Source organism: Shewanella sp. 1180_01 (assembly GCF_052850535.1).
The window spans coordinates 18,600-32,278 of sequence record NZ_VXCT01000020.1; the positions used below are offsets into that span (position 1 = coordinate 18,600).

The 13,679-nt window shown below is 44.3% G+C and carries 12 protein-coding genes; 4 read left to right on the forward strand and 8 right to left on the reverse strand.

All coding sequences use genetic code 11. The features are described 5' to 3' along the window. Nucleotides 1–53 precede the first annotated feature (53 nt). The 3 genes from nhaB (at nt 54) to FW758_RS12095 (ending at nt 5,086) form a co-directional block, all read left to right on the forward strand. Nucleotides 54–1,655 (forward strand): sodium/proton antiporter NhaB, encoded by a 1,602-nt coding sequence (gene nhaB / locus FW758_RS12085; protein WP_006081283.1) that lies wholly within the window; start codon nt 54–56, stop codon nt 1,653–1,655. 89 nt (nt 1,656–1,744) lie between these two features. Continuing rightward, a complete protein-coding gene (gene dsbB / locus FW758_RS12090) occupies nt 1,745–2,272 on the forward strand; it encodes a disulfide bond formation protein DsbB (protein ID WP_106651810.1) in 528 nt (175 codons plus the stop codon). A 183-nt stretch (nt 2,273–2,455) separates the two neighbouring features. Then, nucleotides 2,456–5,086, forward strand: a complete 2,631-nt coding sequence (locus tag FW758_RS12095; RefSeq protein WP_445781706.1) for a PAS domain-containing protein — start codon at nt 2,456–2,458, stop codon at nt 5,084–5,086. A 10-nt stretch (nt 5,087–5,096) separates the two neighbouring features. On the opposite strand, the gene FW758_RS12100 is transcribed toward FW758_RS12095, so the two are convergent. The 8 genes from FW758_RS12100 to FW758_RS12135 all read right to left on the reverse strand — a co-directional run bounded on the left by FW758_RS12100 (nt 5,097) and on the right by FW758_RS12135 (nt 12,047). Beyond that, complete coding sequence (locus FW758_RS12100; RefSeq protein ID WP_311891169.1) at nt 5,097–5,459, reverse strand: STAS/SEC14 domain-containing protein; 363 nt, start codon at nt 5,457–5,459, stop codon at nt 5,097–5,099. 473 nt (nt 5,460–5,932) lie between these two features. Then, nucleotides 5,933–6,289: a DUF3802 family protein gene (locus tag FW758_RS12105; protein ID WP_006081279.1), complete on the reverse strand. Its 357-nt coding sequence runs from the start codon at nt 6,287–6,289 to the stop codon at nt 5,933–5,935. 176 nt (nt 6,290–6,465) lie between these two features. Next, the gene (locus FW758_RS12110; RefSeq protein ID WP_446445514.1) at nt 6,466–7,041 is read right to left on the reverse strand and encodes a YceI family protein; all 576 of its coding nucleotides are present in this window, start codon (nt 7,039–7,041) and stop codon (nt 6,466–6,468) included. 155 nt (nt 7,042–7,196) lie between these two features. Then, on the reverse strand, nt 7,197–7,649 hold the full coding sequence (locus FW758_RS12115; RefSeq protein ID WP_012587870.1) for a YaiI/YqxD family protein: 453 nt from the start codon (nt 7,647–7,649) through the stop codon (nt 7,197–7,199). A gap of 73 nt (nt 7,650–7,722) precedes the next feature. Further along, on the reverse strand, nt 7,723–8,361 hold the full coding sequence (pdxH, locus tag FW758_RS12120; RefSeq protein WP_006081276.1) for a pyridoxamine 5'-phosphate oxidase: 639 nt from the start codon (nt 8,359–8,361) through the stop codon (nt 7,723–7,725). A gap of 27 nt (nt 8,362–8,388) precedes the next feature. Then, nucleotides 8,389–9,330, reverse strand: coding sequence for an adenosylmethionine decarboxylase (locus FW758_RS12125; RefSeq protein ID WP_446445539.1), 942 nt, complete (start codon nt 9,328–9,330; stop codon nt 8,389–8,391). A 163-nt stretch (nt 9,331–9,493) separates the two neighbouring features. Continuing rightward, nucleotides 9,494–11,407, reverse strand: coding sequence for a biosynthetic arginine decarboxylase (gene speA, locus FW758_RS12130; protein ID WP_006081274.1), 1,914 nt, complete (start codon nt 11,405–11,407; stop codon nt 9,494–9,496). A 487-nt stretch (nt 11,408–11,894) separates the two neighbouring features. Continuing rightward, nucleotides 11,895–12,047 carry a hypothetical protein gene (locus tag FW758_RS12135; RefSeq protein WP_011846564.1) on the reverse strand — a complete coding sequence of 51 codons (153 nt, stop codon included), beginning with the start codon at nt 12,045–12,047 and terminating at the stop codon, nt 11,895–11,897. Between the two features lie 718 nt (nt 12,048–12,765). Here FW758_RS12135 and FW758_RS12140 point away from each other — a divergent pair. Continuing rightward, the gene (locus FW758_RS12140) at nt 12,766–13,608 is read left to right on the forward strand and encodes a CvfB family protein (protein ID WP_006086322.1); all 843 of its coding nucleotides are present in this window, start codon (nt 12,766–12,768) and stop codon (nt 13,606–13,608) included. Nucleotides 13,609–13,679: the final 71 nt, after the last annotated feature.

Here is a 13,679-nt window from a genome sequence, read left to right on the forward strand (position 1 = left end):
GGTATTGATATTAAACACGTGCAATTTTTAACATAATTAGAAGAGAGGCTGCCATGCCGGCGACAATGAGTCAGGCGTTTATTGGGAACTTCTTAGGAAACTCTCCTAAGTGGTACAAAACCGCAATACTGTCATTTTTAATTATCAATCCACTACTCTTTTTCTATGTCGACCCCTTCGTGGCCGGCTGGGTATTGGTGCTTGAATTTATTTTTACCTTAGCAATGGCATTAAAATGTTATCCATTACAGCCTGGCGGATTATTAGCAATTGAAGCTGTCGCTATTGGCATGACATCGGCAAGCCAAGTCTTACATGAAATAGAAGCCAACCTCGAAGTATTATTACTCTTGGTGTTTATGGTCGCTGGTATTTATTTCATGAAGCAATTGCTGCTATTTGGCTTCACGAAAATTATTACCAAAGTGCGTTCTAAAGTTTTAGTGTCACTGATGTTTTGTTTGGCATCGGCGTTTTTATCTGCCTTCTTAGATGCGTTAACGGTTATTGCCGTGATTATCGCGGTCGCTGTGGGTTTCTATTCTATTTACCACAAGGTCGCTTCTGGAAAAGATTTCGGCGCCGATCACGATCATACTTCCGAAGGTAAAAACGCTGCGGGCGAAGATCAGTTAAACGAAGAAGAACTCGGTGCATTCCGTGGCTTTCTGCGTAATCTGTTAATGCATGCGGGTGTCGGTACTGCACTTGGCGGTGTATGTACTATGGTGGGTGAACCTCAAAACCTGATCATTGCCGCACAGGCCAATTGGCAGTTCGGTGAATTCGCCGTACGTATGTCACCAGTTACAGTCCCAGTATTGATTTCTGGTATCTTAACCTGCTACTTAGTTGAAAAATTTGGCATTTTTGGTTATGGCGCTAAATTGCCAACGGCCGTTCATCGGATCTTATGTGAATATGCCGCCCATGAAGATGCGCGCCGTACCAACAAAGACAACATGAAGTTAATCGTCCAAGCCCTAGTGGGTGTCTGGTTGATCGCAGGTCTTGCCTTGCATTTGGCTTCAGTGGGCTTAATTGGTCTTTCTGTGATTATTTTAACCACAGCCTTTAATGGCGTCACCGATGAGCATGCCCTTGGTAAAGCCTTCGAAGAAGCACTGCCTTTTACCGCATTATTAGCGGTGTTCTTTGCGGTTGTTGGCGTGATTATCGATCAACACTTATTCGCCCCCGTTATCCAATGGGCACTGGGTTATGAAGGCAATACCCAATTAGTGATTTTCTATATCGCCAACGGATTATTGTCTATGGTGAGTGATAACGTGTTCGTCGGTACTGTGTATATCAACGAAGTGAAGGCGGCATTAATTAACGGCCAAATCACCCGTGATCAATTCGACTTACTGGCCGTTGCGATTAATACCGGAACTAACTTACCTTCGGTGGCGACACCTAATGGTCAAGCGGCGTTCTTGTTCTTACTGACGTCAGCCTTAGCACCGCTGATCCGCTTATCCTATGGCAGAATGGTATGGATGGCATTGCCCTACACTATCGTGCTATCCATTGTGGGCGTTATGGCGATCCAAACGGGATTCTTAGAACAAGCCACTCAATATTTCTATGATTCCCATACAATCATCCATCACAGTGCAAAAGAAGTGTTGGGCACAGTGTCTGGACATTAATCTTCTCTATTGACTGAACTTTATTAAATAAGTAGAGTCCAAAAAACGCCCCATGTCTGAGGGCGTTTTTTGTTGATATGGAGCTCACTTTGACTGTTATTACTCGCTTTGCCCATTCCCGTTCATCTTGGTTTATTCTCGCAGGCACAGCCCTAGGCTTAGAGTTAAGCGCACTGTATTTTCAACATATAATGAAACTCGACCCCTGCGTTATGTGTATTTATCAAAGACTTGCTGTATTTGGTATATTAGCAGCGGGCCTTATCGGCATGACAGCGCCAAAATATCGCATAGTGAGGATTCTCGCGGCTATTATTTGGGCTATCAGTGCGACTTGGGGATTAAAGCTGGCGCTATCGCTGGTAGACATGCAAACCAACCCATCGCCTTTCTCAACATGTTCATTCTTACCTGAATTCCCAGCTTGGATGCCATTACACGAATGGTTCCCCTCCATTATGATGCCTACTGGCATGTGTACTGATGTGCCTTGGGTCTTTATGGGTGTAACCATGGCCGAATGGATGGTAGTGGCTTTCAGTGGCTTCTTAGTGGCTTGGTTACTCTTTATTGTGCCTATCTTGAGTGGTTCAAATAAACCTTCTCTTTATAAGTAACGACTTTGAGATATGGCAGGGATCAACCCTGCCTTTTTTATTAACGATTTTATTCACAGTTTACGACTGATTCCCGCCGCTAATTCCATTCAATACCCGCAACTTAGACTTATGCCAATAGCAAAACAGCGAGAACGCGCTACACTGGCTCAATGAAAAGTGGTGATTTGGAAACTGGTGATTATGGGAAAAAGTTCGACATCTGAGCCACACACTGCCTTAACCCAATGGCAAAACAGTTTGCCGTTCAAATTTAGCCTTATCCAACTCGTCATTGCCGCTATTTTGATTTGCAGCACAGCTTGGGTGATTCTGAGTATTCAGCGTCAACAAGTGCTTGATCAACAAGCCGTGTTAAACCAGAACTATGGCCAGTTAATCATAGCCAAACTGCAGGAAATGACTTCGCAGGTCGAAACCGTTGTAGGCTCCATTTCCAGTATTGCAAAACTTTATCGCTATGATCATGAGCAACTGGTGAAAACCATCCCCAGCTTGCTGACGCTCGATAACCAACAGCGCATCATCTCTGGCGGTGGCGTCTGGCCGGAGCCCGGCGCATTTAATCAGCAAAAATTTCGCGATAGCCTATTCTGGGCCCACAATGTAAACGACGAGTTAGTCGCGATTGATAGCTATAACAAGGACACGTTTCCTAGTTATCACACCGAAGAATGGTATCGCCCGACGCGCTATTTCCCTGCGGGCAAAATTTTCTGGTCAAAATCTTATTTCGATCCCACCACCCATGAATCCATGATCACGGCTTCAGGCGCTATGTGGATGGACCATCAGTTTATTGGTGCCGCTACTGTGGATATCAGCTTAGAAAAGCTCAATGCCCTATTACGCAACGCTATGGTCGATGTCAGGGGTTATGTCATTGCCTTAGATCATCAAAATCAAGTACTCGCCTATCCCCATGGCAATAATAATCTTCAGCATCAAGCCAATACCAGCCACACCTTTGTCACTTTTAATCATCTCGTTGACCAGCAGCCAGACTTCAGCCCCATCGAAGCGGCATTACACAATGCCGATAAAGCCTTTATCGAAGAAGCCGTGGCCGAGCGCGTATTTACCCAAGAACAGATGCAGCATTTGACCCGACTAAGTCATCAAGATGAGCGCGACATGTTAGCCGCCATCGTCAATAACAATGCCTTAAACCATTTCACCACCCCAAAACTACTGACCTCAGTGACCTTAGCCCATGATCCCATTTTGAAAACGGCGTCCCTGGTTTCGGTATTTTTGATGCCCAATACCTATTGGAAAGTGTTAGTTGTCACCCCGATTTCGCCACTGCAAGATACCGCCAAACACTTAGTTGAAAAGGTTGGTATTTATTTAGTGTGCATCCAGCTTTTAGGCTTAATCCTCCTATTCTTACTCCAACACCGGCTGTTTATTACCCCGATTATTGAAATCGTCCAAGCCTTAAAGCGTAATGATTCCGCATCAATTGAACTTAAAGCCAAAGACAGTCACGACGAAATTGGCTTATTAGCCAAGACATTCCTGTCGCGCACGCAACAACTTGAAGTGGCGATGGCGAGTTTAGATGCCAGTAATCTTGCCCTAGAGCAACAATTGCAGAGTCAGAACCTATTCCAACTTGAATTAAAGCGCCATAAAGAACAACTAAGGGCTTTGCTGAAATTTTCCCAAAACCTTATCTATGTCAAAGATCTGCACGGTAAATATATTCTGGTGAATGACAAGTATTGTGAAATTTTAGGCATAGAACGCAGACGCATTATTGGCGCCTCGGATTTTGAGGTATTTCCCAGCCAATTTGCCCACGAGTATCAACAAAATGATCGGCGCGTACTGCACAATAACGAAGCCATTAATTTTGAAGAGGCCATCCCCTCGCCACTGGGGAATCTTATTTATATCGTGACCAAATTTAAGATCAAAGATGATGACGATACTGTGATTGCGGTCGGCGCTATCGCCTTTGATATCACGTTGAAAAAGATTAAAGAGCAAGAACAGGATAAATTACTCTTAGGGCAAGTCGAGACGCTCAATCATCTACAAGAGCAAGTTCGCCTTATCAATCAACATAATAATGAGCTTTACCAAGAGCAAGAAGCATTAACTAAACTGCTTGAGAAGCATCATCAACTCAATCTCAGCCGTGAACAAAGCCAACAGCTAATGCAAAACTTCTTAGCTGAAATGATGACGCAGATCATGCATGAGCAAGATCAGCTACTCGCCAAAGTTTGCCAACTGCAGCAAACGGACGAGGCAAATTACAGAACTCAGATCACCGAAATCATGGTAACTCAGGCAGAGAAATTGCGGCATATTGCCCAGCTGCTGACCAATCATCAAAACGATATTCGTCCATTACATCTGGCGCAATTTATGCGCCATCTCTTAGGTTTGTTAAAAGTGCAATTAGCGAAAGCAAACGTAGAGATAGTGCTCGATTGCGAGGAAAACATCATCATCGATGGCCCTGCTTGGCAATATCTGCAACTCTTCTATCGCTTAATTACTAACACTTTGAATCATGCTTTTAAGACTCACAACGAACAGCGTGAAATTACCATCGCCATCGACAAATCGAACGACGTGCTGCAGATCAGTATTATCGATAATGGAATTGGTATGACGGAGGCGCAGCTCACGCAATTGCGACAGGAACTGGAGCAAGAACTCTGCCTCGGAACCTTAACCTGTATCAATCTGTGGCTCAAAAACGATCTTAATGGCAGCCTGACCATCAGCAGCCAGTTAAACCAAGGCACACACATACAGTGTCATTGGCCGCTTAGTACAAGCTTAGCGTCGCAATAAAGAAGTCGGCTTACTGATCAAGCCATGCTTTTGCTTGGGTTTGCTCATCGGCAGCAAATACCTTTACAGGGCACGGCAGCATGCAGGCAAGCGCATTGACCATAGCGCTTGTTTGAGCTTGGTTAGCAATCATCACCACTCTTGAGAAATCACTTAAGTGAAATAAGCCGAGTACTGCATCGTCCCACAGGGCAGCGACAGATATGCCTTCAAATTCAGGGGAAAACTCGTACCAGAGGCGAATACTGGCGTGATCTTGCAGCTTAGCTTCAATGGCGGGAACTAGATAGCCTTCAATATCCTTATGGTTAATACGACCAGATGCGACGACTGCCAATATGTCATGGGCATGGCCCGAAGAGATCGTTAGCATTGAATACTCCTTATCAATACACGAAGGGGAAAATAGTTAAAGCTCACACACTAAAGATACACAGACAATGGCATAAATGCTGGAAAAGAGAGTGGTTTATTTTACGCTAAGCCGATTTAGTCCTCACCACTCAAGTTTTAAAATCACTCGAGCTAAGTGTCAGCCAGCAGAAAAAGTCACAAAGCGAAGTGGCAATACAAGACTGAAAAGTGATGAACAAGTAGAATAACTCGAAGGGAAACGGATAGCAGATTTAGCCTCACACCAAATGTTTTAAGCTTAACGCTAACTAGCGCAGCGACTTAAGACTAGATTCAAGGTGAGGAAACACATGGCACTCAAGCGTGGCAATCAAGCGGCGAAAACATGACGGTTAAAATAGGCAGTTAACACTAACTGTTACAACGAGCTGAAATTACTCCTTAATTTTAATACCAGCACGCTTGCCACTCAAAGCTAGAGCGCCCTTCTGACTAGGCGCTGACTTGCTGTTTAGCGATTTCTTGATCGAACAAATTCTTAATTAAACCGGAAAATTCGGTAATAAATAACGTCTGCGCGGGCGTGGCTTTATGATTGGCAACCGAAGCTAAAATCTCTTCTAAATCATATACTATCGCATCCACTTCGCGGATAATCATGTTGCGCTGCGTGAAAGACAATGACGGATTTTGACCACACACCATAATGATCTGCGCCGACAATTGCTCTTCAAATAATTCCATCACAGTATCGTCTGAAATCACCTCAGAATTTGGTGTTTCAAATAAGCCAAGATGTTCAGTTAAATACTGGACCAAATGCATGTAACCATCTTTATCTGTGACCATTTTTTACCCTTTAAACTCATTAACTTAATATCTAGTGTGGTGCTATTAATACCACAATCGGAAATATCAAAGAAGCCGAAAGTTCGGCTTCTCATCGAGATCCAGCATACGCCACTTATTCAACTCTAGCCTATCTTCGATAACCGACGTATTGATCTACACCAATCTTATTGAAGTTACTGAGTTAAGGTTAGTACAAATGACACAGGAACAGCTTGGCTAATGCTCGATAAACCCGCAATTTCACGTAATTTATCAATGCCTGCGACAAGATCAAACTCATTGGCATTCACAATTATCGGCTGAAAACTGTTCACTAACAGCTTTTTATCAGAAACTTTAGTGATAATTACCGAAAAAGTTTTAGTTTGCGATTTACCATGCAATGCAATTTTACCATCGATATCAACGACTTTAGTCTCACCAATGCCGAGAGCTTTTAGCATTTTAGTGTCAACTTGAGACGACAGTTTAAGCTCAGGATATAAAGACACTTCGAACAATAAATTCTGCATCCGCTCATCGCGGACATCAATACCAGTGGCGACGCCCATTAACGGAATGGTTAATTCGAATTGACCATCCTCTTTTAGCGTACCTTTGAGCTGTTTAAAGTGATGGACTTCACCAATGTCACCTTTCTTTACCGAAATAAAACTGACTCGCGAATCTTGATCCATTACTTGCCATTGCGCGGCGCAGCTAAAACTGGCGATCGCCGATAAGGCGACAATTCCCATCCATTTTTTCATCGTATCTGTCCTCAAAGAGTGAGTTTAAAAGCCATGCAGTAAAGCAAATCGACATCTGCAGCAGGCGAAAATCCTGCCCAGTTAAACGTGACCCACATCACCTAACTTAAGCTAAAGATACTCTTTTTATCCATTAGCGACCAGTAAACTATGCTTCATACTCTAACTAGCCATTTATCTAAGCTATTGGCAAAAGCCTGTTTATCCGCTTGGGAAAACGAATCCGGCCCGCCGGTGTGCACACCTGAACCCCGCAAATCTTCCATAAAATCGCGCATCGTCAGCTTTTGTTTTATGTTATCGACGGTATAAAGCTCGCCGCGGGGATTGAGTGCCAAGGCGCCCTTTTCGATGATTAAAGCCGCTAAGGGAATGTCCGCGGTGATCACTAAATGTGTCGGCTCTACATGGTCGACAATGTATTGATCAGCCACATCAAAACCCGCACCGACACGAATTTGGCTAATATAAGGCGATGGAGGTATACGGATCATTTGATTGGCCACCAGCACCAGCGGCAAAGCTTTACGCTCCGCCGCGCGGAACAGGATTTCTTTTATGGGATTGGGGCATGCGTCCGCGTCAACCCAAATTTTATAATCACTCAATGTCTTTTAACTCTGTTGGTGTTAGGTTCACTGGCTCAATTATACACAGTGCTATGCCGTACTATTCGCCCTACTATGGTGCTAAACGATCGATTTCCCACTCAGCATCATGGCGAGTATAAATAAAGCGATCATGCAGCCTGTGTTCTCCACCCTGCCAAAATTCGATACTCGAAGGTCTGACTAAGTAACCGCCCCAAAAACTGGGTAAAGGCACATCGCCCTTGGCGAACTTAGCCTTCATTTCGAAGAATTTACCTTCAAGTACTTGTCTCGCGCTGAGTTTACTCGACTGCTGCGACACCCAAGCAGCAATTTGACTGTCCTTAGGACGGGTCATAAAGTATTTAAGCACTTCGGCGGTAGACAGCGCCTGCGCTTCTCCGAGCACAGATACTTGGCGCTCTAAAGGATGCCAAGGGAAATGCAAACTGACTTTATTATTGGCGGCAATTTGCTGGGCTTTGCGGCTGCCTAAGTTGGTAAAAAACACGAAGCCAGTGTCATCAAAACGCTTAAGTAACACTATCCGTTGAAAAGGTTGGCCGTGCTCATCCACAGTCGCCACACACATGGCGGTTGGATCGCTAAGTTCCGCATCCCTCGCCTGCGTCATCCACAATTCAAACAAGTCCATCGGGTTTTGCGGTAAGTCGGCACGTCTTAAGCCGCCTTTTGCATACTCGCGGCGGATATCACTCAGATCTGTCATGGGGTTTCCTTAAACAAATGCCAAAAATTACATGAATTCAGGGATCAGCACTTCAGCATCAAGCTGCTGATAGTGACTAAAACTAATTTCATAACCTTGCTCGGTCGTTAATGAGCCACGCCCTAAGCATAAATGGGCAGGAAATCCCTGCGTTAAGTCGTCGGTATTAAAGCGGATGGTGTCCCAGCTGACGGGAGAAAACAGCGCTAATAGCCGTCCCAAGAGATCTTGCGGATACTGGGCTAAATCAAGATTCGTTTCAAAGCTCACATAGGAACTGGCGCAGGCATTCTCGCTTTGAGGCGTGATATGCAAGGTGACATAATATTTGCCCCAGAGGCCATTCATCGAAAAACCTGAGGGGTCAAATAAATGGGCGTCAATCTCAAATTCGGGGAGTAAATCGTTAAGTTCGAGTGCGGCGCAAATCTCATCTTTGCTTTGCGAACCACCATTAAGATAGTCGGCTAACTTGCCACGAATGTGGTACATCAACAGCTCACTGGCTTGATCATCCTTTGGTGCTCGATAATCACTGTCAGAGCAGAAAAAATAATGATGGTGACTGTCTAAATGCCCCACTCTCATTGCCTTACCCGCGATACGCTGACGCAACTTGCCAACATCATCGGCAAAACTGCTGGCTTGTAGGTGGGCTTGGTATTCGTTTTTACGCTGATAACTCACCAGCGCCATCACAGATACGCCAAGCGCATCGATAAAATAGCAAGCGGCATCCACTAAAGTGCTATTGCCGCAGGTGAGCATGACAAATCTGTCGTGCCACACGAATAAGCTGGATTCGCTCAACAGGTAGGCATCGCAATCAGCATTACTTATCTGCGACAAAATCTCGGCATGGGCACAATTGACTAAGGCTGACCAAAAGCTCACATCGAGTTCGCGTAAATTCGGCGCAGACGCCGCCACGATGATCTCAAGTTTCTTTTCTGAGCCTTCAAAAAACATCAAATCCTTAACTCCATTAAACGCTTTACGCCCTTGCAGTTGACATCCTTTATACCGTAATAGCTCCCACGGACGATAAATAAATATCGTCCAGAAAGCAAAAATCAGCCTAAGTTACCTTAGGCTGATTTATTTTAACACACTAAATCTTAAGAAAAATATCTTAAGAAAAATCTTCCAAATAAGTGTAGCCTTTCAGGCCGACTTGCAATTCTTCTAGAATTTGTGCGCGTTCATCTTCGGCAATATGCAGATTCACTAACTCTTCGTAAGTGCGCATAAAGGCCACTGCATCTAAGTTAACGTAACGCAATACGTCAGCGACAGTATCACCCGCTAATACCGATTCAATGTTCGTCACACCGTTATCTTCGATGCGAACAACTGCAGAGTTAGTATCACCAAACAGGTTATGCATATCACCCAAGATTTCTTGGTATGCGCCCACAAGGAAGAAACCAATCAGGTACGGGCTATCCGCACTCCAGGCTGGTACTGGCAATGTGGTTTCAATCCCTTGACCATCAACGTATTGATCGACAATACCGTCAGAGTCACAGGTAATATCGAGCATGACGGCACGGCGCTCAGGGGCTTTATCTAAACCCGATAACGGCAATACTGGGAACACTTGGTCAATACCCCAAGCATCGGGTAATGACTGGAATAATGAGAAGTTAACAAAGAACTTATCAGCTAACTTTTCATTGAGTTCATCAATGATAGGTCTGTGATAACGGTTCTTCGCACTCAATAGTCCTTGCACTTCATGGCAAACACGTAGGTTAGCTTGTTCAGCCCACGCACGTTCTGCCAAGCTCAATTGACCTAAAGCAAATAGCGAATGCGCTTCTTGTAAGTCACTTTGGCTATCGTGATAAATCTCAATCAAAGCACGTTGATCGGCGCGGCCACTAAGCTCAGACCATGAATGCCACATGTTATGCAATAACTGTGGTGACTCTTCCGCAGGCGGTTGAATATCTTCAGGCTGATAAGCTTCAGTACCGATAACATCGGTGATAAGCACAGCATGGTGCGCGGTTAAGTAACGGCCAGACTCTGAAATAATACGTGGCATAGGCTGCTCGTATTCATTACAGATGTCGGTCAATACATTAACGATATTGTTGGCGTATTCGGTCAGGCCGTAGTTCATCGAGTTATTACTTTGGCTACGTGTGCCATCGTAATCCACCGCTAAACCACCACCGACGTCGAAGCAGTTAACGCTTGCGCCTAATGCACGTAATTCACAATAGAAACGACCCGCTTCACTCACACCTTGGCGAATATCACGAATGTTAGCGATTTGCGAACCTAAGTGAAAATGCAGCAATTGCAGCGAATCCAGCATATCGTTTTGCTTAAGTTGTTCAACAACCAGCAAAATTTGCGCAGCAGATAGACCGAACTTAGACTTCTCGCCGCCGCTCGCCTGCCATTTGCCTTTGCCTTGGAACGCTAAACGCGCACGCAGACCTAAACGCGGTGTTACACCAAGACGTTTAGATTCCGCTAACACCATTTTCAATTCAGACAGTTTTTCTAAAACGATGTAAACCTTGTGGCCTAACTTTTCACCAATCAATGCTAAACGGATATATTCATTATCTTTATAACCATTACATACAATGACTGAACTGGCTTTTTGCGCCATGGCTAACACAGCCATCAGCTCAGGCTTACTGCCTGCTTCTAAACCCAGTTGTGGTACTTCTTTTGATGCCTGACTCGCCAGGATCTCTTCCACCACAGTTTGCTGTTGGTTTACTTTAATGGGGTAAACCAGCAAATAGTCCGCCTGATACTCGTATTTCTGTATCGCTTGGTCGAATGCTTGGCACAAACTGTTCACTCTGTGGTGCAGGATCTGCGGAAAACGAACTAGTACAGGTAAAGCGACGCCCGCTTTAACCATGTCTTTGGCTAGCTCATTTAAGCCAATCTTGTAATCAGGATTTTTTGGGTCTGGTGACACTGTCACCTCACCGTGATCGCTGATCCCATAAAAACCTTGGCTCCAGTGAGTAACATTGTACCCAGCACGAGCATCATCAATAGACCAATCATTCATTATTATTTAGCCCGTCTATTAAAAAATGGGTTAAACGGTTATGGCTTAATCGCACAACCGCCCGTTCGACAAACCCAGGCAAAGGGACACCTTACCTGACATACACGAAGGTGGATTTCACCTTCTACTTAATGCTGCAACGTCACGCTAGTGTAAGTGACATTGCCGCGATTTTCATTAATAGCGCAAGAGGCAACTCATCTTAGCGCACTACATCCTATCATATTGACGGGAAAGCTGATTCCCTAACCCCAGTAAAGCTATCTTTACTTGCCCCACTTGTATCTATCTTGAGGCTAAAGGGCGTTAATACCGCCAAAAAGCCGAATGAAGTCCTGAGTCGCATCCTTAAAACATCAAGCTAATAAGCAGCTTAAAGACGTTCGAAAGAAGTTAAGACCTTCAGAAACCGATAACACAAGTAGAAAACGAAAACCGATAACACCGAACTAGCGAAAACGCCAAACCAGCTTATCTCTAGGCAAGATTATTTTAACAGGGGACTATTGGCTTCTTCGCGGCCAGAATTGATGCGGATCAACGTGAGATGCTTAAGGCCAGTATCATCGTATGGCACGACAATCGAGCGTTGGCATTGGGACACTTTTAGGCAAAGTGCAAAAAATGGATGCTTGTGCATTAGCTAATAAAAACCCTCTTAACCCCATGTAACTACATCTATTTGTTAATTACACGGTTAATGACTGCTGAACCATAAAACCTTTACTACTCACGTAATATTTGTAATGTCTCTAACGAGCGAAGTCGTTGAACGGCGCAATTAAACCGCGCAATGTCACAGAATGCAAGCAAGAATCTCATTTAATATTTTGCATTAAAATATAATAAACACTCGCTTAACAATCACTCACCTTGCATTAGGATTAAGCTGAATAATATTAGCCAGTTAGCGCATGAACGCCGCACTCATCTGTTCAATATTTTTTAATAGCCTTTGTAACTTTTTTGACATTTATCCCAGAAAATACCCCTGAATTTTGTGTGTCACTTTAGCCCCGCCCATGTGCAGCCATTGACTAAAGCCGAGCGCTCAATATCACAGTGCAAAATTCAGCATCAATAAGCCGTAAACCGAGGCGCAAATACCGCCTCAAACTTAGACCTAATACTAGATACAATCCTACTTACCAACATGGGTTCAGGCCTAGTCACATTACTAGCCGCATTTCTAGTCACAGCCCAGCCACAATCCGAAGTACCACAATCCGAAGTAAAAGTGGTGATGATTAACGGCTGAGTCGCCACTAAGATAAAACCCAAAGACAATAATGCTGCAGTTTCAGCCCCGAAGTGTATAATCGCAGCCGAATCACATTCCATTATGCACAGAGAGATCCATGGTACAGATAGGTAAAACCTGCAAACTTGAGGTTGTAAAACAAGTCAGCTTTGGCGTGTATTTAAACGCCCACGAATTAGGGCAAGTACTGCTGCCAAACAAAGTCACCCCCAAAGACTGCCAAGTCGGTGATCTACTTGACGTGTTTCTGTATCTAGATTCTGAAGATATCGTGATAGCCACCACGCGCCGTCCATTGGCACAAGTAGGCGAATTTGCCTATTTAAAAGCCGTTGCAACCGGTCCTTATGGCGCCTTTTTAGACTGGGGCTTAGATAAAGACTTATTACTGCCATTTGGTGAGCAACACAAGCCTATCGAAGAAGGTCGCTCTTATCTGGTTTATGTGCACGCTAACCGTGCCGATGAACGCATCATGGCCTCTTCAAAAATCGATAAGTTCCTCGATAAGACAGAGCCTGAGTACACAGTGGGTGAGCAGGTCGATTTATATATCGGCGGCACCACAGATTTAGGCTACAAAGCCATTATTAATCATGCCCATTGGGGCGTGATTTATGAAAACGAAGTGTTTCAAAAACTGCGTTTCGGCCAAAGACTCAAAGGTTTTATCAAACAAGTGCGCCGCGATGGCAAAATTGATCTTGTGCTGCAACAAGGCAGTAAACAAGAGTTAGATAAGCACGCCCACATTATCCTGATCAAACTCAAACAGGCTGGCGGCTTCTTAGCCCTAACCGATAAAACCGATGCCGAAATCATTTACGATCAGCTTGGTATGAGCAAAAAAGCCTTTAAAAAAGCCATAGGTGGCTTATTTAAGAATGGGCAACTGAGCATAGATAATGATGGTCTACGTTTAACTGAAACTGCAGAATAATCAACTCTATTCAGTACTTAGCGTTAAAGTTGTACAGTTTACCGCCACTAAGGCAGAGTTTGACTGACAAC

Coding starts and splice junctions, on each gene's coding strand:
- FW758_RS12110 (WP_446445514.1), bottom strand. CDS start 7,041: ATGAAAAAATGGATGGGAATTGTCGCCTTATCGGCGATCGCCAGTTTT.
- FW758_RS12135 (WP_011846564.1), bottom strand. CDS start 12,047: ATGCACAAGCATCCATTTTTTGCACTTTGCCTAAAAGTGTCCCAATGC.
- FW758_RS12100 (WP_311891169.1), bottom strand. CDS start 5,459: ATGCTAACGATCTCTTCGGGCCATGCCCATGACATATTGGCAGTCGTC.
- nhaB (WP_006081283.1), top strand. CDS start 54: ATGCCGGCGACAATGAGTCAGGCGTTTATTGGGAACTTCTTAGGAAAC.
- speA (WP_006081274.1), bottom strand. CDS start 11,407: ATGAATGATTGGTCTATTGATGATGCTCGTGCTGGGTACAATGTTACT.
- pdxH (WP_006081276.1), bottom strand. CDS start 8,361: ATGACAGATCTGAGTGATATCCGCCGCGAGTATGCAAAAGGCGGCTTA.
- FW758_RS12095 (WP_445781706.1), top strand. CDS start 2,456: ATGGGAAAAAGTTCGACATCTGAGCCACACACTGCCTTAACCCAATGG.
- FW758_RS12140 (WP_006086322.1), top strand. CDS start 12,766: ATGGTACAGATAGGTAAAACCTGCAAACTTGAGGTTGTAAAACAAGTC.
- FW758_RS12105 (WP_006081279.1), bottom strand. CDS start 6,289: ATGGTCACAGATAAAGATGGTTACATGCATTTGGTCCAGTATTTAACT.
- FW758_RS12125 (WP_446445539.1), bottom strand. CDS start 9,330: ATGTTTTTTGAAGGCTCAGAAAAGAAACTTGAGATCATCGTGGCGGCG.